This window comes from Bacillus cereus group sp. TH152-1LC, from assembly GCF_027710505.1.
Lineage (GTDB): Bacteria > Bacillota > Bacilli > Bacillales > Bacillaceae_G > Bacillus_A > Bacillus_A mobilis.
The window spans coordinates 638,040-660,798 of sequence record NZ_JAQFNK010000001.1 but is presented as its reverse complement, the minus strand read 5'-3'; the positions used below and the strand labels follow the sequence as shown (position 1 = coordinate 660,798).

The window sequence follows — 22,759 nt, the reverse complement described above, 5'->3', positions numbered from 1 at the left end:
ATTCTCTTTTTATTTTTCTATTTTCATGTTTTATTTTGTTTGTTCTTCATCTATATGATGCTTTTCAGCTACATCATCCTTTCCTTCCTTCACAGAACTTCCTACATGCTTTTGGGTGTTTTGGTTTAACACTTTACTATCTTTTTCTTGAGTTGCTGTTGCATATCCGTACCAAAATAATGCCCAAATTACAGCCGATATTCCAATCAAAACATGAACAACCTTAATCTTCTTCATATGCTTATACCTGCCTTCTTTCTTTAAACATTAGAATTATTTTTTATCATTTTCTTTTTTCGTTAAAATTTCCTTGTGTAGTTATTGATTTATTTCTAAATTATCTGAATTTATTTCATTCTAATAAAAAAGCGTCATTCCGATAATGGAATGACACCCTATGTTTTAAAATATACTGTCCAATTAGAATTAGAAGCCTAAAATATTATGTCCTGCATCAACATGTAAAATCTCGCCTGTTACTCCGCGTGATAAATCACTTAGTAGGAACATCGCACTGTCTCCTACTTCACGCTGGTCAACTGTTCTTCTAAGAGGTGCATTTTCTTCAATTTGACGTAGAATATCATTAAATCCACCAACACCTTTTGCAGCTAACGTACGAATTGGACCAGCAGAAACAGCATTCACACGAATATTATCTTTTCCTAAATCATTTGCTAGGTATTTTACATTCGCATCTAAAGCAGCTTTAGCTACTCCCATAAGATTGTAGTTTTTCACTACTCTTTCTCCACCTAGGTAAGTTAATGTAACAATACTTCCACCTTCAGTTATAAAAGGCTTTGCTTCTCTAGCTACTGCAACCAATGAATAAGAACTAATATCTTGTGCTAAATGGTATCCCTGTCTAGATGTATCAATAAACTCGCCTTGTAAATCTTCTTTATTTGCAAATGCAATACAATGCGCTACGCCATGTATCACGCCTACTTCTTTCCCAATTGTTTCAAATGCTTTTTTCACATCTTCATCGCTTGTTACGTCACAAGAAACTAATAATGATTCTTGTCCATCAAGAGTAGCTACTAATTTTTCTACTCCTTCTCTTAAACGTTCTCCCTGATATGTAAATACAAGTTTTGCCCCATGTTCATGTAATGACTGAGCAATCCCCCATGCAATACTTCTATGATTAGCTACACCCATTACTACATATGTTTTATTCGTTAATAAACCCACAAATTTCACTCCATTTCAAATTCTTATTTGTTATCATAGAATTTCTATTATTTTTTCAAAACCCTTTTTAATTTATTACCTGGTACTAAATTAAAGTATTTTATAAAAATAGCTATATATTCTTACTTTCAAGCATTCATTTTCTCTGTGTTTTCGCGGTTCCTGTATTAATATTATTTCCCTGTATTTTTACAGATTTCACTCTATCCTCTCCCACCTTAACTTAAAACTAACCTATTGATTAATCATTAATAGGAACTATCTTTTCATAGTTTTTTTAAAAAAGTTGTTGACATTCAAAAAAACCAGAGTATAAAACACTTATATTTTATATTTTAAAGGAGCTTTTTTTATGAACAAGAAAATTAACGAACTGTATTCTATTCTTCCAGAAGAAAACAAAGCACTAGCAAAATTAATTCAACATACTTTTGAAGAAATTAAAAAATTGGAAGATTATCATAGAATACTAGCTGCTTCCAATGCTGTTGCAGGAATTAAACCTGATATACAAGAAGACCTTACTTTTAAAGAAACATTAAAAACAGTGAAAAATGTTCTTATAAAAGAGTTGGAAAAGACTGTAGAAGATATTCAACATCGTGGAGATAAAAATTGGATTAAGCATTACGAAGATGGCACAATATAAAAAAGAGGGATTATTTTTGATTCCTCTTTTTGTTTACATTGTCTGTTCATTATAAGCGATTATCAGGTCCTTTCTGATGTTTGTATTGTTATTTAGAAAAAGCATTCTTCAGTTGTGCCTCTAAAAGTGAAGTATCTACAACAGAACGAATTGAAGCATGCAATAATTCCTTAGCATCTAACTTCGACCATTCAAGTTTATAGCCCGCATTTAGCGCTAATTGTCTAATGAATTCACGATTAGAACGTCCGTTCCCTTCTCTAAATGGATGTATTACATTCAATTCAGCCATGTAGTATGCCAATCTTTTCGGAAACGTCTCAAGAGTTTCATTTTTCAAAAAATTCTCTTGCTGCAACTCCCTAAATAAATCCATTAAACCAGATTCCACATAAAGTGCTGGAATGAATCGAAATCCACCTTTAAAGATATCTTCCTCTCGAAGTCTACCAACGAAGTATCTTCTATTTGAAAGATTTTGTTTTTTGCTTAACACGTTCATTTCCTTTTCACTTGTAGGATATACATCCCCAAAGATAAATTTATGAATTTCACACAAATGTGCCAAATCAAAATTACCTTTTACCATATATGGATTGTTCTCCAACTCGATTAATCTATTAGCTGTCATTTGTTTTTCAAATGACTCTAATTCATCATGAGTGCGGAGGTTTTGATTGTTAATCAAAACCTCTGTATCTTTTCCACTTGTTTCAATGTAAGTATATCTAGATGTAGTCATTTTTTATTATCTCCTTTTGCAATTCTTGCTGCGTTTTTTATAAATTCATTTCTGTCAATGCGTCCATCTTGATGAGCACGTAAGTTTTCTTCCTCTTCTTTGGTTAACTCCATTCCTTCTACACGAAGAGAGTTTAAAGCATTTTGAACTTTCTTTTCCTTTTCCGTCATAATGATGACCTCCTAATTGCTTTGATTACACTATAAATGAAAATACGTTTTTGTGTGAAATAATTTATTCTTTCTACTTATATTTTACCACGTTTACCCAATAGCAATCTTAAATACTATAATCATCCTTTGTTTTTTAAGTTAAATTAAATATTTCTGAAAAATTTTTCTTATCAAAAAAACAGTTACTTCACATAGTTAAATTAAGTGAAGTAACTGTTTTGTACGTTATATACTATTTGATAACCGTTATAAAAGTATTCATTTACTTGCTCATTTTCGCTATAATTTTTTTCACATACCTTATCATGCATCCAATATTTCACCAGACTACTTTCTCTCATCAAATTTTCAGTTACATCGCATCCCTTCTTTTTTGCCGTTAAAAAGACACTATACCTTCCTGGAGTAAGCCCATGTTGTAGTGCTTTATCTCGAAACTCTTCATCCATCTCTTCGTATCGAACTTTAAACCCGTCTCTCATGCTAATTTCTTTTGTTACTTGATTCATCTTTTCTAAACTTTTATCTTCAGTTCGAGAGGTTTTTGTTACAACAATACACGGCTGATATTGTTTACTGACTGAACCTCTCTCTTTTCTATGAGATATAGCAACCTCCATTAGTTCCTCTACATCTTTACCTTTAAAGGATTTCAAATCAATTGCTAATTTATATCCCTGTTTGTTATAACCACGTATATGCAAGATTTTCATTTCATCATCTAATTCGATTTCAATGCTGGATAAAGTATCAATAGAGATATATGTGGACGCCTGTACTTGATAACTAGGAATTACAAAAGAACCTATTACAACAGAATTTATCATCAAATAAACGAACCTACGACCTTGTAAAGAGTTTCCTAACATAGAAATCAATACACGTACAAATGTGGCATCCAATACACGTAAGAATGTAGAAAACAATATATGTATACATGATTTATTTTCTCCTCGGTAACGCTCAAAATAAACTTCATCTCCTACTTGCGCACCGTCTATTTTTTTCCCTTTTACAATATCAGCTCCTGCTACTGCTAATATCATATATTTTTTATGAATCTCTAAAATCAATCCCTGTTTCATTATCCCCAGTATCCCTCCTTCCAAGTTTCTTATTTTTATATTTATATTTTTAAGAAACATTTCGTGACATAACAAATGACGCTTTCTCCCAAAAAGCGTCATTTGTTATGTCATTTTATTTTCCTACATCAATTATCTCTTATATTTTTTCGTTAATATGTAGCCCATGATTTCCCTCGTTTAATTAGTTCCAACCTAGGTAGTTGTGAACAAAATTTGTCACCGTTCCTTTCAAAGAATATCATAGATTTATATAAATACTCAACACCTTTTTCGCCTGTATAACAAAGTCCTTTTAAATAATCTGTATATGGACTTTCCTCTAATTCGTTGAGAATTTTTAATGCTTCCTCAAACTTTCCATTCTTAGCATAATAATGTGCTATTTCTTCCCGTTCTTCTATTGATGATTCATCATCATAAAGATTATAAAGATTTTTAACGAACGGAACCATACTTTCTTTAACCTGTTTTGCATAATTTTCAAAACCAAATTCATTATAAGCTTTGATTGACTCACTCATGAAAAACAATGTTTTTTCTGCGTCTTCATATAGATAAGACATCCCTAGATTATAACAAGCATCTCCTGCTGCTTTCCCTCTAGAATAAGGAGATTGAATAATTCGATACGAATATTCCCTACACTTTTCCATATCATAGCTGTATCTGTAGGCATCTGAAAAAATCATACATACTCTTTTTTCAAATGATTCCTTGATATAACTGTTAGGTAGTTTACCTATCCATACTTCTAAGTGTTTAGCAACTAAAAATAGATAATCGAATTTTTGGTGAATATACATATTGTAAATAAACATAATTCTAAATAAAATTGCACTTTCTTCATATGCTATTTTAAAACTCAAACCTAATTCTGGCGAATTCCCCAAAAATTCTCCATTAGCCACTTTTTCATACAGTTCGTACACCCTAGCGCTCTCTACTGTCTGACAATTCTTCATTTTTTTGGCTTTTTCAATTAAAAAATCTAATAAGCCGGTCATCTGATGTCTCGATGCGTACTCCATACACATGCGGATGTTTTCGGGCTTCTTACACAATCTAGCATATCTATCCATTAATTCTATTTCTTCCTCTGGAATTAATTCCATTATGATAGATAGAATAGTCGAAAACCCAATTTCAATTTTTTTATTTAAAAATTTCGATAAGTTTCCAGGTGTAATATTAATGCGTTTCGCTAGTTCGTTTGCATTAATGTTTTTTTTCTCTAAAATTTTTTTTACTATTTTATCCAATCTTCTTCAACTCTCCTTGAGAAAATCATAAGAATTCCTACAAAAATGTTAAATATTCATATTTAAAAATCTGCATCAATGCTATCGCAATAATATAACATTCATACCGTTTATAAATATTGTTCGAAACATTAATAACCGTCATCAATTTTTTAACCGGAACCTTTTTACTTTCTAATAAATATGCTGACATTTCCCTATCTTCACAAATCGCATCACAAATGCCAAATATTTTATTCTTTTCTTCTCTTTTTGGTGTCACTTGAGCCAAGTCATCAAACCTTACCCCAAATTCGTTCAACTTCTCTTGAAAATGTCGAATTTCAGCAGCCCTAACAATCGATTCCTTCCCACTAGAAATTTTCTTTGCAACTGCGACACGAATTTTCAAATCTGCGAACGATTCAAAATCGGTATTTTTATCTATTTCAAATGTAAATATTGCTTTAGTAAAAGCCTTGATTCCCTCATTCACAATGGAGATACACGCTTTAGATTGCACTTTTCCAACAGTTTTCTTCACAAATTTTTCATATGTAACTAGAAATGTCTCTATCTCTTTTTGGTCTTTTCTATCCATTCTAAAAAAGTGATTATTCATTTTTTTACATTTTCTAAATAACTTAAACATGAACATGCTCCCTATGTGATTTTGGCACGATATTAACAGTAACATAGAAAACCTTTCACTTTCAATGATATTTCGCTTGATTTTCGCATGAAAAATATGCCAAATTCCATAATGATGGTTCTATAAGAATAAATCATGTTTTTCAAACTAAAATATGGAACTCATGATAAAATGAGAGAAAAAACTCGGAGCTGATATTATGACTCAATATGCAGACTTAGACTGGAATAATCAAGGTTTTATGGAAGAATTAGAAACGATGTGTAAAAAACATCCTCATGCTATTCAATATTATGAAAAAGAACAAGGATTTTCATTACTTGTCATGGCATTATCTATGAATAAGTTATCATTTGCTGAATGGTTAGTAGACAATGGTGCCGAAGTAAATGTTTTACAAGATGGAACTCCTCTTGGTACTGCTTGTTTAAATGGAAACCCAAAGATAATTAAAAAAGTTTTAGATAAATGCAATGATAAATTTAGGAAGTTAATCAATCCTGTAGCACAAGCTATTTATTCTACTAACACAACACATATTGATGTTTTATTAAAAAATGGTTACGACATCAATGAAAAAGATAATTATGGCTATACACCTTTGTATCATGCCATTTCATCTATTGAAGATTTTGATTTTCACGACCAATCTGAAACGATATTAAAACGTCAATTTAAAATGTTAGAGCATGTAATTTCTAAAGGAGCCGTATTAGATGAGTCTTCAAAAAATGCATTAACGTATCTTTTTGAGATTACTAACGAAGAGAACACAAGAAATGTTCTTTCAATGGTTTCTTATTTTATCAATTCTGAATCTAAAAAGAACGAAGAAAAAGAACCACCTCTTTTATTCTTACTTGAATGGCTATTAAAACAAGGAGCAAATACTAATATCGAAAGCGATAAAGAAGTATCCTTTTTATCTGATTTAGTAAGTATAAAAAACAATAAAGCTTTCGAAATGGCATTACCATTTACCAAAGTCAATTTGTTACCTACACAAACACAATTCAACCTCATTGCATATTCTTTTGATGAACACAAAGTGGAATTGTTATTGAAATCAGGAGTTGACCCAAATGTTAGTTCACAGGAAGGCGGATTCATTTTACATTACTGCTTACAATATAAGAAGTTTAATTTCGCTTCCTTACTTCTTCAGTATGGTGCATCCTATGAAAATAAGAATCAATATAATATAGATGCTTTACTTCATTTACTTTGCTATGCCCGCGTAGAAAATGAATCACTTGGAGCTTTACAAACACTTCATATAATTATGAAACAAAAACCTAATTTATTAGACTACAAATTAGATGAATTAATTCTTGAATCAAATATAAAAGACATATTTGATATAGCTGTAGAAAGACGTGTTTATCATTGGTTCGAACCATATGCTTCTTCAGATAGTTCAATACAAATGACTAATGAAGAAAAATGGTTGTACCAAGAAAAGGGATTGTACAATCTAATGCACGAAGACAATCCTCCTATTGATATCATGTTCAAAAGTAGAAATTAAAAATAATAAGCGCTTATTTACAGCGCTTTTTTTATTTTTCTTTTTCAACCTCCTTCACCAAGCAAACATATTAAATATAAAACAATTGTAATGCAAAAAATCACGTATTATAATAATAAAGAAATAATTTTAAATCCTATTTAACATACGACGACGACTTGTTGAATATTGGAATAACATCTTATTTCTTACTGAAAACCCGCAGCGGCTGCTGTGGGTTTTTGTATGTCTTCGAATCCTATTTAGCTTACCGATTTACACTTAAGATAGAGTCTCTAAAAAAAGTAAAAAAGAGCTTACTCATAAAGAGTAAGCTGTAACTATACTTTCTATATTATGAAACTTTCAACAAGTTTAATGTATTCAAATAATTGATTGCATTATAAAAATCACTTTCAGTCATTAAGCTTCCTCTAGGTGAACCAGCAATACTTGCTCTTCCCCCTGCTTCAGTTCCCCATATTTTTTGAGCTATTACTTCACAATTCACACTTCCATCTGAATTAGCGATTCTAACCTCTTTTTTACCCGCATGAAATACAACCGTAACAGGAACAGATTTTTTTCTTGCCGGTGAATAATAGCCAGCACTACAAAATACGTTTTCTGTTACAAAGGCGCGAATAAAATCATCTTCATAACGTAAACATGATTCAACTCTCTCATTTACATTTTGAGACCATCTTTTCCCGTTTTCAATTAATCTATTATCTCCATTCATAATTCGATTAATAGCATTCATGTGTTTTTTTACTAATTCCGTAACATCTGTCAATTCTCTAATTTTAGGAACCGCTCTTTCTTTAAAACACCATGCCCAATATGCTTCAATCATCTCTTTATGTTTTGTTTGCACCTTCCATATATGATGAGGACCATTTAAATCTATATATTCCACAGAAGACCAAAATTGTGGATTAAACGGCTTTCTCCCCAGTAAATGCATAATTCCTCCAACCGTGTCAAAATCAATATGACTAATAACGATTGTTCCATCTGTTATAGTAGGAACCTCCATATTATTACACGGAGCAGGATTCGATTTATATTCAAGACTATGATGTGCAAGAGTGACAATAGAACCTTTTAATACCTTTAATCCATATTCTGCTTCAACAGTTGCTACCGCCTGAATATCTTTCGCATCCTCCCATTCTGGTGCTAGTAAAATTTTTATTCCTTTCATTACTTATTCCTCCTTGTATTTTTTAAAATAGTAATCGATTTATCCGAATTGTCAATATTTTATACGTGCAAAAAGTTACTTGTAATTTACAAAAAGTTACAACCATATACTATATAATGTTCTTATTTTTTCGTATAATTTTATAGAAAGGAAATGAATTATTATCCATTTACCCTCTATTCATCAACTTAAAAAAGGAGAATTGCCATATGAAACGTTTTTGGGGATTACTTTCTATTTTGATTATCGTAGCAATTGTTTCATTTTTAGGCTTTACATATTTTTTTCAAAACAATACAAACTCAGTTACTACTTCAGAAGATACAAAAAGCCGTTCAAATGAGCCCCTTGATTCCAAACAAGAAAAAGTAATAATACCCGATGTTAACCTATTAGAATCCTTTAAAAAAGGAGAATTACTTACAACGCTTCATCTTGGGAAAAACAAAGAATCTTTGACTAATGAATTGGGACAACCGCAAAAAATAGAACAAAAAGGTGATTATGTGATAATGCAGTATAAAGACGCCTCTTTTAAAATTTCACAATCTTCTAAGTTGAATTATGAGACTCAAATTAGTGGTAAATACGTTCAAAATTACAGTATAAAACAAGTTAAAGAATCCATTGGAAAAGAAAATAGTTCTATTTTGTTTGAAGAAGGTACAAACAACGGAAAACATTACTTAACCTACACCAGCCCTAGTGGAGACCAAAACATTCTATTTGAATCAATAGATGGAACCAGAGTTGATTACATAACTTTTAGTTATATATCAGTATCAGGAAGCAATTAAAAATCGGGGACGCACTCCCCGCTTTTTAATTTTAATTGTTCATTTCTCAAATACTCTTCTAATACCACTTCATATACTTCCAACACCTATAATTTCACTACAATAATCAACTATCTCTTATGTAAAAAAAAGGATTAATTGATTTTTCAAATAAAAAATAAAAAAATCCCCTGTATTTTGATGTTTATTCTAAATACGGGAATTAGCAAGGAGGTACTATTTAAAGATGAATTTTAATACTATGTCACCATACGAATTAGGTGAACACAAGTCAAAAGAGAGTCTTCCTCATTTGATTGTTTATTTACATAATGGAAGTGATAACGATAAACGTTTAGCTGCTTCTGCTATTATAAAATTAATGAACGCAGATATAAATTGTTATTCAGCGTTACCATTCTTATTAAAAAATATTAAAAGTCCTAAACCACAAGTTAGGCAATATACACTAAAAGCTTTACGTGAGTTCACTATCCCATCAGAATACTACGGAGAAATTACAGAAATTTATATGGAGGATGAAAAAGAATACAATAAATTATTGGCAGAAGAAATATTGAAAAAGTTTGACACAAATGAACCTATTGACTCACCTGTATTGCATAAAAGTTACACTGCTAATGATAGCATTGATACTAAGCACAATGATACGGAGTCTGCCCCTGAATCTTCAGAACGAGGATACGTATATTTCATACAAGAAGATTATGCAGGAAGAATTAAAATCGGAAAAACGAAAGATATCAACCAAAGGCTTGATACTTTTAATGTCAAATTACCGTTTCATGTTGATTTATTACATGTAATTGAAAGCAACAACTATCATTATACGGAGAAGTTATTTCACATACTGTTTCAAGCTAAACGAGTAAACGGTGAATGGTTCGAACTAAACGAAACGGACATTACGTGGATAAAATCTGGGAAGTATACACAAAGAATCATGCAATCCATTACCACTGTAAAGAAAAGAGAAGAAAATACAAAATCAAAAGATACACATATTTCAATTACCCAAAAGCAAATATCATTTTTATCTTCTCTTTTAGAAAATAGTCGTTTGATTCTTACTAAACCGATTGCAAATTTATCAGCAACCGACGCAGCCTCATTAATTGGTTACTTATATAAAGGTGAACAATTGCCGAAACACCTAATTGGAACCATACAATCAAAACGTTATTTCCATATTAACTAACTGGATATGCAATTCATTCCCATATATGAATTGCATATAATATTCACATGTATTGAAGTTTCTTTCATTTATTTGAAAGAAACTTTTTATTTAGGCTTTTCATCTTTTTCTCTTCCTAATTCTTTTAACAGTTCAATTGTTTGTTTACTTAAAGACCTAATACTTCCGTGAATACAATCCCCTTTTTCTGTAAATTGCCAATCTAATTCTCCTACTTGAATGTAAAATTCTTTTCCTCTTTCTTCGTATACTTCTTCTGCAAATAACTTCCCATACCATAATGTCGGCATTATTACTTTTTGGCAGTCCGTAAATATTTTTCTTACCATTTTCATCCTGGCAATATCGTTGCAATTTATTTCTTTTAGTTTTTTATATATTGTCGATTTTATTCTTACATTTTTTTCTTTTATATTCACAATGACGAACCTCCTTTAGGAGAACATGTACCTATTTTTCATCATTCCGAATGAAAAATATTCCACACTTCAAAAGGTAAATAATTCTATTTCATGAAAAAAACGTCCTCAAAGGACGTTTTAAGCTCTATATCGTTTATTATTTTTATCTTCTCTTACAACACCTTTTGTTCTTAGTAAACCAGTCATCCCATCAACATAAACATTCTCTTCTTCATTATCTTTTTCTTCAAGACGATTATTTACATTAGTCGGCATATTCGTTTTCACTCTTCTTTTGAAAATTTTAATCAGAACAAGCGATGCTGCACATATATTTAATGCTTGAGTTAAATATAAAAACATTCTTGATTCTTCGGCAACAAAAGAAATAGTTGAATGGTACATACTTAGCATCACCAAAGAAAAACCAATCGCTATAAAACTTGTTAGAGCTAATTTATAACGTTTTAAACCATAGAATAAAATAGGTGCTAAAAATGCACTTATAAACATTGCATCCTTCATAATGTGTGACAAGTACAGTAAGAAATCCACTTTAATATCACTCCTTTAATCTTTCATGAAACTATTAATAGTTTCATTTTTTAAAGTGGACTTCCTTTAATTTTATGATTTAAAAACTTTCTCTTTTTCTAATTGTTTCTTATATGATTTGCATAATCAACATATCTCTTCAATGATAGTTCTAATTTGAAACCGAATTGCTTCATAATCTCTTCATTGCTTTTCCCTTCCATAATAGCTTTTAATATGGCTGTATTTCGAAAATGTTGAGGAGCCAAGCCTTTTCTTAGTCCAGCTCGTGATACTTCCTTTTGCAACATCCTTTGCAAACCAATTTCTGAAATTCTTTTTGGATAAAGCGGTTCCAAACTTTCATTAAAAACATAATGATAGGTTCCTAAATTAAAATGAAATGCGCAAAAAAAGCACTCTCCACTGTGCATTTTCGGTCTAACCGCTTCAGGTATTTTATTATAATAGGCATAATAAATATTTTTTCTCCATTTTGGAATTTGTATTTCCCTCGAATTACTGGTTTGTGAATTTACCTTAATAATACCTTTCACAAAATTTATATCTTTCATATCTAAAGAAACTACTTCTTGCAGAGTTAAACCTTCATAATACATCATATAAACAATACTCAAGTTTCTTTCCACTACTAAAGGTCTCTTTTTAATTTGCCTATTGCTTAACCCCTCCAATGATTGAATTCTTTTTTCCAGTCGTTCAAATTCTTCTTCTGATACAAAGTCGTATTTAGTTAATTTCTTTCCTTGTGCATCTATTAGTTTTACATTTATTTCAGGTATTGTAGCGTTTTTATTTATGGAATTATAATATATCGCCATCCTTCTTAACACCGTAAAAATTCGATGAAGCGTTCTATCTGAATATCTTTTTTCATTTTTTAATACATCAAAATAAAGATGGTATTCTTTCATATCAAATTGACGCCACTCTTCAAAACTCAACTCTTTTCCATCTCTAGCTTTTTTCCATTTAAAAAAGTCCTCTAAGTCATACGAATATCTTTTTAATGTAGATAATTGCCTCCCTTTACTCTCTAAATGAGATAAATAATCCATTGCATAACCTGGAAGTTTTAGTTTCGTAAATAAATCCAAACACATCACCTACTTATATTCATAGTTCCTTTATTATAACAATCAGAATTTTAGATTACAATATTTTGGTACGTGAAATTATTTTTCATTCTCATTTATAAAATAATTTAAAAAAGCTCTCACTCTGAGAACTTTTAATTTAATGTATCATTCTATTTTCGCCTTGCCTCAAATCTTTACGATATTCAGCAAATGCTGCTTTCTTTATTCTTTTCAGAATTCCATCGACTTCTTCAAGGTCTTCTTTGCTTTTAGATAACAATGATTCGATTTCTTGAATCATTTCTTTACGCTTTTTACTCATCATGTATCACTTCCTATTCACAAAAAACAAAACAATTATTAAGACTTTTTATTTTTGAACCATTTGTCTTACTATCTTTAACCTTCTCTGTCTTTGAAAAAAACCTTCAAATATAATCCACATATTCTCCATCATCATATTTTACACAAAGAAAAAAACTAAACCCAAAAACATATAGGTTTAGCTTTTTCGTTTGTTCTCTTATTTTTTGTAACTTTTATCTTCTTCTCTTCGGTTGAAACTCAATAATGTATTTTAATTGATGCTGATTTTCACGGTAAATAATGTATTCATTATGTAGTAAAGAACTTCCTTCTACACCTTTAACACTATCATATCCTGCTGGTGCTTGAATATGGTAACGAGCATTCTTCTCTTCCTTGATTCGTCCTAATGCCACTTCTGATACTAACAAGAATGCAGTGTCGAATTTGTTTGGATTCCCACCGAAACGTGCGCATGCATATTGGCTTGATTTAGTAGATTGGTCTGCAAAGTATATACCAGGTCCAAACATAGCGCCTGTAATATACACACCTTTTAACTGATTCGGCATTTTAATGTGTGTACTCAAAATACCTGGTAGATTTGCTGAACGTGTTCCGTGGAATAACAGTTTAGTATTTCCCACACTATCATCAAACGCAGGCGCATTTTTTTGAGAAAGTGTAAAAATTCTCTTTACCTCAAGATTGACATTATGATGACGACTTTGTGAATTGACTACGTAATCAACAAGCTGCTTATACACCTTTGTATTTTTCGCTAACGGAGCGATATCAGAAGCCAATTGCTTATATCTTTCGTCGATATTATCGTTATACATAATATTTCCCATTCGCAGAGAATCCTCATAGAACTTTAATATATTCATTTGGTCGTTGATTTCATTTAACGTACGAATTGCTACATCTTCTTTGCTTATTCGTAATCCAAATGCTTTTGGAATATGCATGTAATACTTATTAGAAAGCTCTAATACATCATCAATCATTATATGAGTTTTATTGTTGATGATATCCGAAATCTCTTGTAATATTGAACGACCTTTATTGATTTGATTAACTGTTAACTTACCAAGCGGAGATGAATTTTGATTATCATTATTACCAACGGCTAAGTAATTTAATTGAACCTGTGCCTCTTTAAAAATCTGAGAAACAAATTCCTGTACACTTTGATGAAGTTTACTTTTTACCTTTTTTACCTTCTTGACTTTCACTTCATCTAAATCAACCAACTCTTTCGCTTTATCGCTTCCTGTATTGCTTTGAGCTAATTCTACCTCTTTATAACCTTTACTCAATTTACCCTTAAGTAATTTGTTATATTCTTTTTCCGCAATATCCAGAGACATAGCTACCCTTTGGTCTTTTTTACTTGTTACTCCTAAACGCCCGTATTCGGTACTAATTCGAAAATACCCATCACATTTATGTAATTCAATTGTATAAAATTTATTGGAATTCTTAACTACATCAAAAAAATTTAATGAACCTTTTTTCAACACATCATAATTCAAGATTTCTTTATAACTCTCTGCCTTTAATCCCAATGAACTCACCCTTTGCTTGTTATCATCGTTTCTCAAACATATCCATAATATTTTGAAAAAATAAAGGGAAAATCCTAGTCTATTTCATTAAAAAAATTTAATTTTCTTTAAAATGAAAAAGTCCTTTGGGGTTATTTTTGGAGACTCCTACATTCAACTTTTACACACTCTGTTAGAGGTCTTCCTACACACTTATTGAATGTTAGAAAACGAGGTGAAATACAGTGCATATCGAAAATTATATTTACTTTTCATTGATATATTTATTCTTTTCGTTATTTATGATTTTTCGTTTCATTAAAGAAATTAAAACAAAAGAAAAATCGAATAACTTATCGTTTTTAATTGCTGCATTTGGCAGCGGATTAGGTTCTATCAGTTTCCTCTTAAAAAAAGGAATTACACAAATCATTCTTCTCGATTTGACAATTTTTCTGATTTTACTAGCGGGAACACTATCTACAATTAAATTAGTTAAACAGAAAAAATCAACTAAACATAAACAAAAAAAATTCTCATATAAGAGCAAGTAGTTTAATTTTTATAGGAGAAATAAATGAGTTATTAGTAGGTTTTCTAATCTAATATCTAATCCAAGATAAATCATTATCATTTTTATCAAAAGTTTAAATTTCATGTATAATTATGGAGAAAGTGTACTAAAAAATTGACCGCTATCGGGTAACAAAAAGGAGAAAATAATGAATAACATCGAAATAGAGCAATTAAAAAATAATTTAGCTGTGAAAGTTGGTATTTTAGAAATTAAAGTGAACAATGGTGAAATTAATGATGACACAGCACATAATTTAATAGAACTATACAAGGAATATGAGGAGAATGGCACAACAATCGAAGAATTAAAAATGTTGTTTGATGATGTTGTATTAGCACTAAGTTAATAGTTAAGCAATTGGGAAACACTACGTTTAGCTAATTCCTCCATTAACAATATGAAACGAAAGTAAATAAAATTAAAAACACAAAGAACTATATAGTCCTTTGTGTTTTTGTGTAGTTATTTACATTTTCCCACATGTTATCTAAGTTTCTTAATATAAAGAGATACTCTTCGGAATTATCATCTACCCTTTTTTCTGGTAACATCTGAATTATTGTTCATTAAAGGTATTTTAGCTTCCAATACCAGTAAATAATCTACGGCATCATTTATGTTGTCGAAATCTTCAATTACTGTAGTCGTAGGATTTTCTTTATATCTTACGTCGATTTTTTTCTGCTCTGTATAATAATCTACGCTAATACGATTTATTTTTTCTGATTTTAACCCAATAATACTCCCACCATACGCCACTAATGGCGTTAACATTTGCTCAAGGATTTTCCCTTCTTTATAAATCTGTTTACTTTTTTTAATAATCACTAAAGCTTCATTACTACTTCCACAAGAAGGACAGAAAAAATATGGATTTATCTCTTCAACTTCTTCCTTATTGGTAAGCGGAATAATGTCTTCTTTATCAATATTCATAATCCCTAGTTCATACCTAGTACGATATGTCCAAGCTGCTGTTGTATGCCTATTAGAACATGTTGGACATACATATACTCTATTACTCATGTTTCCTGTACCTCCCTATTTCATAATCATCATTATAAACCTCGCGCACCAAAGAAACAATTAATTTCATACAACATGATTGACATTATGTGATTTTGTATTATTTTGTTTCAAAAAAATTGCGACAACATTGTCTGCATGCAGGAGGAAACACTATGACACATCAAAAACAAAGACAAATTTTACGTATTAAATCAATCTACATATTTTTAAAGCAATTAGGCATGTCTAAAACATCTCATTTAGCTACGGAATTTGGATGTACAAAGAAAACCATCCAAAATGATATGCGTATTCTTCAGGAAAATAACAGAGTAAAATGTGTTAAACCTGGTATATGGAAGGCTATTTAATACGAAACAAAACAAAAAGCATCTAAATAATATTTAGGTGCTTTCCTTTACCTCAACTTCAAACACTTTTTAAAGTTATGAGAGGTTTTTTGTAAATTTAAATAAAAAACATAAAATTTATCCGAGCAAAGGACATACTAATTAAAGACCATTACATCGCGTAAAAAGGTTAATACATATAATAGGACTTTATGCATTTTTTATTATTAACTGTTTTATTTATAAACTGGACTTAGGAGGCTATTGAGCGTGGACAACAATACATTGAACAAAATTATATTGATTAATGTTTTTTTATTTTTCTTTGTATGGATTATTATTCTTCTTGCCGGTGCTGATATGCCACCTCCGCCAGGTTTTATTTGGGTTATATTATTAGTGGCTTTTCTTGATGTGGCTCAATTTTTTTATTTAAAACGATTTATTCCTAAACTTTGGAAGAACTCAAAATGGTTATTCTTCACAAATTTATTCTATTTCTTTATTGGTGGCTTTTCAGTTGCTGTCCTCACCATAATAACTGACCCAGACTTATTTTTTAGCATAGGCATTTTGAATACTACAATTTGGGCAACTTTGATTATCATGTCTGCTTTAATAAACGCTGTGGTTTTCTATATATTTAACACCATTCTCATAAAGATTTTAGGTAAGAATATGGTTCATACTAAAAAATTCCCCAAAATTTAAAATAAATATAATCCAAGTGAAAAAAGCATTATTTATAAATTCTTTTTTTATTTAATTATTACGTTAAAGTAAAAGGTTGATTTAAGACAAAAAAAAATGAACTCGCCTAAATCCAAATGGAAGGCGAGTTTCTGTTTTTTTACTGTTTTTAGTCTGGTTGTGCTGTCATTAAATTGAAATTGAACGAAATTCTGTTAAGTCGAGTTTCATACGATTTAGTTTCTTTTCAAGAATATTTCTTTGTCCAATGCTATAGTCTTTCGTTTCCAATGCATTTTCCAACTCTTCAATTTCTTTTGTTAAAGTAGTAATAGCGTAGTTTAATGCCTTTTGTATTTTCATCTTAATTCTCCTTCGATAGTAAGGGTCAATGTGTAATAGTGACCTTACCATTCATTTTTTTTAAAATTATATACCAATTACAAATTTTTGGTGGAATTTCACTAGAATTTTAGAATACATTGTTTCTAATTCTCAATATGTATGATGGTTCATATAGCTTGTTGCTATTTTTAAAACGATTAATATGATATAATTCATAATATTAAGAAAATAAATTGAAACAGGATGTGTGATTGATTATGAAGCAAAATGCATGCCCTCAATGCGAATGTCAAAATATAAAAAAAGGAGTCATGTTTTCCGGGGTTGCAAAAGTTAATATGTATTCTCCAAATAACTTAAGAGACAAACCCTCTCCAATGTCAGCAGAGTATTGTGGTGATTGTGGGTACGTATTAGCATTTTATGTAGATGAACCTAAAACCCTTAAATAATAATTACATAAACTTATTCTAAAAAACCGGTGTATCTCCAAAAACAACAACTTTCATTGTATCACTCATATTTTTAAAAATTCTTTTTCAAAACAAAAAGCCTTGCACAAGTTAAGTTTAGATAACATGCGCAAGGCTTTTTAACAAGTCATTTTATAACATATCATCGAAGGGCTAAACATTTCCATTATTAATACCACTCCAACAGATAAAATACCAACATGATTTTCAATAAAACAATCCAAATTTGGGATATAATGTTTATAACAAATGCAAATAGGGGGAAATTCAATGAAACATTTAGAAAAAGAAGTTAGAGAGATTTTCGAGACAAATAAATTGAAAGCTTTGGTAGATAAAGAAATTGATAATGTAGAAGATTTCCTGAAACAAGCTGAATTAATTTATATTTGCAATGAAGAAATGGTAAACACCACCAAAGTATTTTTAGAAGAGATAGAAAAAATGGACTACAAAATAATGAAAGATAGCATTAGAAATTTAACGGTTGTCATATTATTAGGGAATTACTTTATCCTAGATGGGAACGAAATCCTGAAAGAAGGAGTTGAGCGTGAATTAGATATATATACCGAGGTAAACAGCGTGGAAGAATTCGAAAATGCTGTTACGGCTCTTCATTCTCCAACTAGAATTTCGTCGGTGAAAGCAGAGATTAGAAAAGGAACAGATGGTCGAGGTATGGATTATCTGCTAATTAAAGAACTTAATATCGGAATCGTAATTTAACATCCATAATAAAAACATAAAGAACGATTTTTAAATTATATTTAGGAGATTTACTCCCAAGACAGTAAAACAAATAACGTAGATATATCATACATGTACAATATATCTACGCCTTTTTTATTTATTTTACACCTGAAAAACTGTTTTATATTTCAATCATCCTATATGGTTATACAGAGTGTATGATGGTATTTCCAATCTCATAATCCTTATCCTCATGTGAAATTCCCTTAAAAGAAAAAAGCCTTGTACAAGTTAAGTTTAGATAACATGAACAAGGCTTCTTTAACAAATAATATTTTATAAAATATTATTTGTAGGCAAACTATTTATATTAAGTTTTTGCCTAAATATGCTTTTCTGCGTTCTTCTTTTAAGAATTGTGGTATTGGATTATTTATTATTTCTGAACCTAAACAATCCAAACTCGACATCGACGCAATACCAACAGATAAAATACCCAATTCCTTTGCAACTTTAGCTGCTAATTTTCCTATTTGGGGATTTTCTTTATTTTTCACAATAAAAATCATGTCAAATCCTTCAATAGATTTTTTAACGTCTTGTTCATTCATATCTACCGTAAGAATTTCTTTCACCGGTGTAGAATTAGCTTTTATTTTGAATATTAGGGTCATTTTGTTTTCTCCTTGCATTCATTCATTGTGAAATTCTATATGAGATACAATGCCCTTCGCAATTATATCGCTAGTCTTCTTAAGATTAGCGATTTTGCCTTTCTTAGTTAAATGAGCCTTCAAATGCCCCTGTATAATGTTGCTAAAAACTGTTTTGTTATCTTTTTTGGTATGGAAATTCCCCACTTTTCGAATGATTTGCATAAATTCTTGTGGGTTAATTGGTCCTTTGACATCAATATTTACATTATCATAATGAAATACCAATTCTGTTTCTCCATTAGACCATGTTTCCTGCTTTATTAAGTTTTCATACTCTATCAAAAAGCTGACTCTGAAATAACCTAATTTGTACATAACAACTACTGCTGCATCACTTAAAATAGGAAAAATCCCTTTATCATCTATATAAGAGTGTAGTTCTGTCGCACTTGATTTTTTCTCATTGTACCCGTCTGCCATGTATTTTTGACTTTCTTCATCGTAATAAACGGCAAAACCTTTATAAATATGACGTAATTCCATATTATTTTCTTCCTTTCAAGGACTTAATATTCTCTAAGACCATTTTACCAATTCAGAATGAAAAAATACTGTTTTTCTGGTTTTTTTTATTAATTTATAAAAAAAGACCGCTATTACTTTAGCGGTCAACTTAATCTACTTTCTAACATTATGATTTTCATAACTTTCAATTACGCTTTTTTCGAACTTCCTTAAATACATCTTTTAAATATAGAGCAATACCATCTATTTCATTTTCCGTTTTTCCCATACCTATTTTTATTCCTTTTGACATAGCCTTTTTTACATCTTCTACAGTTTTATTTTTTCTGTATTCCCATTGTCCGTCTATTCGCTGTAATAATTCTTTTTCTGTTTTTACACCCCCGAAACACAACAACTCAGCTACATCTTTTAATGAAACTTTCATTCCTTATTCCCTCTTCCTATTTGTGAATTTTAATTTTTCATACAAAGATTTGTTTATCCTTTTTTCTTAGAAACCCAACTTTCAATACTGTATTTACTTACATGAAGAGGCATACCGCTTTCTAATATCAGCGTTACAGTAGAACCCAAGCTATTCTTAACAGATACTACACCGCTCAAGTAATCCTTGTATTTTTCGAAAAATTCCACATCTTTTCCTTGGACATATTCATTCTCTGCTTCTTTTAATTCATCCTTATAAGATTCTATTACTTCTCTTATCTCTAATTGATTTAGTGTACGAACCAATCCATAATTCCATTCATATTCTATATTTTCTTCTTCATAGAAAAATACATCCCCGCCATTTTCACTATTCTCTGCGATTACATATAAATTATTTGGAAGCAATTCTTCTACACAAACATCTTCGTTTTCATCTTCCCCTAAATAGTCCACTTTAATTTCTTTTTCTTTCACCTGAAAATGCAGAATATATTGTTCATATTCAAATTCGTAATTTTTACTTTGTTTCATATCAAATGAAATATCTACCAATTCAACATCCTCTATATCAATGAATTCTTGTACATTTATCATGACTGGAAGTTTATTTTCTTCCCATTTTTCTTTAATAGATTCTTGAAGTAATTGTATTAATTTTTGTTTCATAGCACTTGCTCCTTTTTGTTTTTTTATATTTTAACACCTATTCATTTTTTACGTGAATCTTTTTAAATAAACGGCTCTTATATAAAACATGTATGAATCGCAACACCTTTTTTCAAATACAATTGTGTACCAATTATTATTTTTCTTTGAAATTAATTTTCAAAATTTAAATCAACAAATATTTCAAATTACAACTATAATTAATTCAAGGAAAATATAAAATAAAGGAGCAATACTAATGCTAAAAAAAGAAAACTATCAATCTACAGGCATTCATCTATTGGCAGATGGCAAAGAAGAAAGATATACTTATATCGACAATGAAAACGAAATCGGGAAAGTTCACTTATATATAAGCGAACAATCGTTATTCATTGATTTATTCGAGGTATTCGAACCATATCGTCGAAAAGGTTGGGGCACTAAATTTATTACAGAATTATTTAGTTATTTCCCTCAAATAAACAAAATCTGGGGAATGTCAAAAGAAGAAACATTGGACAATTTTTGGTATAAGCAAAATGGGTTCTATTTCACAGGTGAAGGACAAGACGAATACGAAGGTTACTTTTTCTTCGAAATTCAAAAACCACTTTCTTAATAGATATCAAAGATATATCTTTTTTGTATTTTCTACTAAATAAGCAACAGAATCATGTTGCAAACCGGAGGAATCATTCATGGAAGTAACTTTAACAAGCAAAAAAACAAATCGAGTAATTAAGGCATCTTACACCGCTAGGCAGATATTAAATTTTATGGACGAAGATGAACTAGTTTTAGATATGTGCCAGTGCGACTGCCAACCTGTTGGTGAAACGAACGTTGTAGAGTGCAATTGTGAGGCAGAATGGGAAGATTACAAATTATCTTTTGAAGATGAATAATGAAAATGATGCACCATTTTGAGAATGAGAAAAGAATCTATTGCCTTTGACTACGGTAGTTGCATAGAGTAGATTAATTACTAAGGAAATGAAAAATACACACATATAGTGAAAAGGACGGGATTAATAATGCCTAAAATCGAATGGCACGAAGCAGACGCAAATGAAAATGGAATAGAAAAGATAGCATTCCAAGACCTAGGTGAAATTACTCCAAATGCAGGTAAAATTGTTGGATATAATGGCATTTTAAAAGGCGATGAAGTGAAATATGGATACAAAACTTACAAAATTGTTATGGTATCTAGACTAGGTGATTTCGGTATTTCTTTAGACGGTAAACTACCATATATCAATAGAGTAAGCCCAATTTCAGTAACGCTTATTAAAAAGGGCAATTTGCACCCTAAATCTACATTGTAAGTTGTATGTAAGACAAAAAGAGTAAGACATAAAAAATAGAAAAGGTGATAGTTATGCTTATATGTCAAAAATGTAATAAGGGTATTCAATCTGGAGATTTAATCGTATATGTTCGAGATGTCGATTTTAGCACTCTAGACGGAGAGTATTGCAAAGAACATGCTGAAACAGTAGAAAATGAATTAAAAAAGAGTAGATTGGTAGAAACATATAAAGGGATAGGTATTTACCGTAAAGACGATACTTATGGGAATGTACGCTACTATCCTGATTGGCAGTCTCTTGTTCATTACAAAGAATTACAATGGGCTAGAGATTATATAAATAGAGAATTAAACAAAAACTAAGTATAATTTTTATATAATTACAGAATTCAAAATACAGACAAACTATATATATTAAAAGCGGTGATTTATAATTTCACTGCTTTTTTATCACTTTTCCTTGGTATTTTTTCTACTTTCCCTTCTGAATCGATATTAGTTTAAGCATAGGAGTTTCGAAAAAAAATTCAAATATATTCTAAATTAACTATAATTACTCAGCAAGAGAGGTTTCGAAAAATGATTAAACTTTCAGGCGTATCAGAACCACACCTTTGGTGCCATTCCTGTTTTACAAAAAACGACAAAGACGAAGTAAAACTATTTTGTATATCAATTGAATTGCCCATCGAGTCGGACTGTGTTGAT

General features: G+C 30.3%; 32 protein-coding genes. 13 read left to right on the top strand and 19 right to left on the bottom strand.

The annotated features are described in order from the left end of the window. Nucleotides 1–30: 30 nt before the first annotated feature. Together PDL00_RS03430 and fabI are read right to left on the bottom strand one after the other, a co-directional pair. Nucleotides 31–237: a hypothetical protein gene (locus PDL00_RS03430; RefSeq protein WP_270726407.1), complete on the bottom strand. Its 207-nt coding sequence runs from the start codon at nucleotides 235–237 to the stop codon at nucleotides 31–33. A gap of 189 nt (nucleotides 238–426) precedes the next feature. Next, a complete protein-coding gene (fabI, locus tag PDL00_RS03425; RefSeq protein WP_270726406.1) occupies nucleotides 427–1,200 on the bottom strand; it encodes an enoyl-ACP reductase FabI in 774 nt (257 codons plus the stop codon). 352 nt (nucleotides 1,201–1,552) lie between these two features. Here fabI and PDL00_RS03420 point away from each other — a divergent pair, with 352 nt between their 5' ends. Next, nucleotides 1,553–1,849 carry a hypothetical protein gene (locus tag PDL00_RS03420; RefSeq protein WP_098517938.1) on the top strand — a complete coding sequence of 99 codons (297 nt, stop codon included), beginning with the start codon at nucleotides 1,553–1,555 and terminating at the stop codon, nucleotides 1,847–1,849. A gap of 88 nt (nucleotides 1,850–1,937) precedes the next feature. Here the strand turns inward: PDL00_RS03420 and PDL00_RS03415 are convergent, their stop codons facing one another. The 5 genes from PDL00_RS03415 to PDL00_RS03395 all read right to left on the bottom strand — a co-directional run bounded on the left by PDL00_RS03415 (nucleotide 1,938) and on the right by PDL00_RS03395 (nucleotide 5,742). After that, nucleotides 1,938–2,591, bottom strand: a complete 654-nt coding sequence (locus tag PDL00_RS03415) for a Fic/DOC family protein (protein WP_270726405.1) — start codon at nucleotides 2,589–2,591, stop codon at nucleotides 1,938–1,940. Further along, nucleotides 2,588–2,761 carry an antitoxin VbhA family protein gene (locus PDL00_RS03410; protein ID WP_170953184.1) on the bottom strand — a complete coding sequence of 58 codons (174 nt, stop codon included), beginning with the start codon at nucleotides 2,759–2,761 and terminating at the stop codon, nucleotides 2,588–2,590. The genes PDL00_RS03415 and PDL00_RS03410 overlap by 4 nt, the downstream gene beginning before the upstream one ends. Nucleotides 2,762–2,964: 203 nt before the next feature. Next, entirely contained in the window at nucleotides 2,965–3,849 is an 885-nt protein-coding gene (locus PDL00_RS03405) for an anti-sigma factor domain-containing protein (protein ID WP_270726404.1), read from the bottom strand. Nucleotides 3,850–4,001: 152 nt separating this feature from the next. Continuing rightward, nucleotides 4,002–5,111, bottom strand: coding sequence for an AimR family lysis-lysogeny pheromone receptor (locus PDL00_RS03400; RefSeq protein ID WP_270726403.1), 1,110 nt, complete (start codon nucleotides 5,109–5,111; stop codon nucleotides 4,002–4,004). A gap of 37 nt (nucleotides 5,112–5,148) precedes the next feature. Beyond that, a complete protein-coding gene (locus PDL00_RS03395; RefSeq protein WP_270726401.1) occupies nucleotides 5,149–5,742 on the bottom strand; it encodes a hypothetical protein in 594 nt (197 codons plus the stop codon). 199 nt (nucleotides 5,743–5,941) lie between these two features. Between PDL00_RS03395 and PDL00_RS03390 the strand changes: the two genes are divergently transcribed. After that, complete coding sequence (locus tag PDL00_RS03390) at nucleotides 5,942–7,270, top strand: ankyrin repeat domain-containing protein (protein ID WP_270726400.1); 1,329 nt, start codon at nucleotides 5,942–5,944, stop codon at nucleotides 7,268–7,270. A gap of 334 nt (nucleotides 7,271–7,604) precedes the next feature. On the opposite strand, the gene PDL00_RS03385 is transcribed toward PDL00_RS03390, so the two are convergent. Further along, nucleotides 7,605–8,456, bottom strand: a complete 852-nt coding sequence (locus PDL00_RS03385) for a hypothetical protein (RefSeq protein ID WP_270726399.1) — start codon at nucleotides 8,454–8,456, stop codon at nucleotides 7,605–7,607. 209 nt (nucleotides 8,457–8,665) lie between these two features. Here PDL00_RS03385 and PDL00_RS03380 point away from each other — a divergent pair, with 209 nt between their 5' ends. Continuing rightward, nucleotides 8,666–9,253: a hypothetical protein gene (locus PDL00_RS03380; protein WP_270726398.1), complete on the top strand. Its 588-nt coding sequence runs from the start codon at nucleotides 8,666–8,668 to the stop codon at nucleotides 9,251–9,253. Between the two features lie 226 nt (nucleotides 9,254–9,479). After that, nucleotides 9,480–10,451, top strand: a complete 972-nt coding sequence (locus PDL00_RS03375) for a GIY-YIG nuclease family protein (RefSeq protein ID WP_270726397.1) — start codon at nucleotides 9,480–9,482, stop codon at nucleotides 10,449–10,451. Nucleotides 10,452–10,537: 86 nt separating this feature from the next. Here the strand turns inward: PDL00_RS03375 and PDL00_RS03370 are convergent, their stop codons facing one another. The 5 genes from PDL00_RS03370 to PDL00_RS03350 form a co-directional block, all read right to left on the bottom strand. Beyond that, nucleotides 10,538–10,870 carry a hypothetical protein gene (locus PDL00_RS03370; RefSeq protein WP_270726395.1) on the bottom strand — a complete coding sequence of 111 codons (333 nt, stop codon included), beginning with the start codon at nucleotides 10,868–10,870 and terminating at the stop codon, nucleotides 10,538–10,540. A 120-nt stretch (nucleotides 10,871–10,990) separates the two neighbouring features. Further along, entirely contained in the window at nucleotides 10,991–11,407 is a 417-nt protein-coding gene (locus PDL00_RS03365) for a hypothetical protein (protein WP_270726394.1), read from the bottom strand. A gap of 98 nt (nucleotides 11,408–11,505) precedes the next feature. Then, entirely contained in the window at nucleotides 11,506–12,504 is a 999-nt protein-coding gene (locus tag PDL00_RS03360; RefSeq protein ID WP_270726392.1) for a tyrosine-type recombinase/integrase, read from the bottom strand. 139 nt (nucleotides 12,505–12,643) lie between these two features. Continuing rightward, nucleotides 12,644–12,811, bottom strand: a complete 168-nt coding sequence (locus PDL00_RS03355; RefSeq protein ID WP_170953119.1) for a hypothetical protein — start codon at nucleotides 12,809–12,811, stop codon at nucleotides 12,644–12,646. Between the two features lie 214 nt (nucleotides 12,812–13,025). Continuing rightward, nucleotides 13,026–14,363 carry a WGR domain-containing protein gene (locus tag PDL00_RS03350; protein ID WP_270726389.1) on the bottom strand — a complete coding sequence of 446 codons (1,338 nt, stop codon included), beginning with the start codon at nucleotides 14,361–14,363 and terminating at the stop codon, nucleotides 13,026–13,028. Nucleotides 14,364–15,064: 701 nt separating this feature from the next. Between PDL00_RS03350 and PDL00_RS03345 the strand changes: the two genes are divergently transcribed. Beyond that, entirely contained in the window at nucleotides 15,065–15,265 is a 201-nt protein-coding gene (locus PDL00_RS03345; RefSeq protein ID WP_270726387.1) for a hypothetical protein, read from the top strand. A gap of 179 nt (nucleotides 15,266–15,444) precedes the next feature. Here PDL00_RS03345 and PDL00_RS03340 read toward each other — a convergent pair whose 3' ends face one another. Continuing rightward, the gene (locus PDL00_RS03340) at nucleotides 15,445–15,945 is read right to left on the bottom strand and encodes a hypothetical protein (RefSeq protein ID WP_270726386.1); all 501 of its coding nucleotides are present in this window, start codon (nucleotides 15,943–15,945) and stop codon (nucleotides 15,445–15,447) included. A gap of 155 nt (nucleotides 15,946–16,100) precedes the next feature. On the opposite strand from PDL00_RS03340, the gene PDL00_RS03335 reads away from it, so the two are divergent. Together PDL00_RS03335 and PDL00_RS03330 are read left to right on the top strand one after the other, a co-directional pair. After that, complete coding sequence (locus PDL00_RS03335) at nucleotides 16,101–16,298, top strand: DeoR family transcriptional regulator (RefSeq protein WP_270726385.1); 198 nt, start codon at nucleotides 16,101–16,103, stop codon at nucleotides 16,296–16,298. A 249-nt stretch (nucleotides 16,299–16,547) separates the two neighbouring features. Further along, nucleotides 16,548–16,988 (top strand): hypothetical protein, encoded by a 441-nt coding sequence (locus PDL00_RS03330; RefSeq protein ID WP_270726384.1) that lies wholly within the window; start codon nucleotides 16,548–16,550, stop codon nucleotides 16,986–16,988. Nucleotides 16,989–17,156: 168 nt separating this feature from the next. On the opposite strand, the gene PDL00_RS03325 is transcribed toward PDL00_RS03330, so the two are convergent. Beyond that, the gene (locus tag PDL00_RS03325; RefSeq protein WP_270726381.1) at nucleotides 17,157–17,330 is read right to left on the bottom strand and encodes a hypothetical protein; all 174 of its coding nucleotides are present in this window, start codon (nucleotides 17,328–17,330) and stop codon (nucleotides 17,157–17,159) included. Between the two features lie 239 nt (nucleotides 17,331–17,569). On the opposite strand from PDL00_RS03325, the gene PDL00_RS03320 reads away from it, so the two are divergent. Together PDL00_RS03320 and PDL00_RS03315 are read left to right on the top strand one after the other, a co-directional pair. Next, entirely contained in the window at nucleotides 17,570–17,764 is a 195-nt protein-coding gene (locus tag PDL00_RS03320; RefSeq protein WP_098007267.1) for an acetyltransferase, read from the top strand. A gap of 291 nt (nucleotides 17,765–18,055) precedes the next feature. Continuing rightward, complete coding sequence (locus PDL00_RS03315) at nucleotides 18,056–18,514, top strand: hypothetical protein (protein ID WP_270726377.1); 459 nt, start codon at nucleotides 18,056–18,058, stop codon at nucleotides 18,512–18,514. A 329-nt stretch (nucleotides 18,515–18,843) separates the two neighbouring features. Here PDL00_RS03315 and PDL00_RS03310 read toward each other — a convergent pair whose 3' ends face one another. The 4 genes from PDL00_RS03310 to PDL00_RS03295 form a co-directional block, all read right to left on the bottom strand. Continuing rightward, complete coding sequence (locus PDL00_RS03310) at nucleotides 18,844–19,152, bottom strand: hypothetical protein (protein ID WP_270726376.1); 309 nt, start codon at nucleotides 19,150–19,152, stop codon at nucleotides 18,844–18,846. 18 nt (nucleotides 19,153–19,170) lie between these two features. After that, nucleotides 19,171–19,677, bottom strand: coding sequence for a hypothetical protein (locus PDL00_RS03305; RefSeq protein ID WP_270726373.1), 507 nt, complete (start codon nucleotides 19,675–19,677; stop codon nucleotides 19,171–19,173). Between the two features lie 166 nt (nucleotides 19,678–19,843). Then, on the bottom strand, nucleotides 19,844–20,086 hold the full coding sequence (locus PDL00_RS03300; protein ID WP_270726370.1) for a hypothetical protein: 243 nt from the start codon (nucleotides 20,084–20,086) through the stop codon (nucleotides 19,844–19,846). A gap of 53 nt (nucleotides 20,087–20,139) precedes the next feature. Then, nucleotides 20,140–20,757, bottom strand: coding sequence for a hypothetical protein (locus PDL00_RS03295; RefSeq protein ID WP_270726368.1), 618 nt, complete (start codon nucleotides 20,755–20,757; stop codon nucleotides 20,140–20,142). Nucleotides 20,758–20,995: 238 nt separating this feature from the next. Here PDL00_RS03295 and PDL00_RS03290 point away from each other — a divergent pair, with 238 nt between their 5' ends. The 4 genes from PDL00_RS03290 (at nucleotide 20,996) to PDL00_RS03275 (ending at nucleotide 22,414) form a co-directional block, all read left to right on the top strand. After that, on the top strand, nucleotides 20,996–21,358 hold the full coding sequence (locus PDL00_RS03290) for a hypothetical protein (protein WP_270726365.1): 363 nt from the start codon (nucleotides 20,996–20,998) through the stop codon (nucleotides 21,356–21,358). 79 nt (nucleotides 21,359–21,437) lie between these two features. Then, nucleotides 21,438–21,644: an acetyltransferase gene (locus PDL00_RS03285; protein ID WP_270726362.1), complete on the top strand. Its 207-nt coding sequence runs from the start codon at nucleotides 21,438–21,440 to the stop codon at nucleotides 21,642–21,644. Nucleotides 21,645–21,773: 129 nt separating this feature from the next. After that, nucleotides 21,774–22,067, top strand: coding sequence for a hypothetical protein (locus PDL00_RS03280; RefSeq protein ID WP_270726359.1), 294 nt, complete (start codon nucleotides 21,774–21,776; stop codon nucleotides 22,065–22,067). Nucleotides 22,068–22,120: 53 nt separating this feature from the next. Further along, nucleotides 22,121–22,414, top strand: coding sequence for a hypothetical protein (locus tag PDL00_RS03275; protein WP_270726355.1), 294 nt, complete (start codon nucleotides 22,121–22,123; stop codon nucleotides 22,412–22,414). Nucleotides 22,415–22,759: the final 345 nt, after the last annotated feature.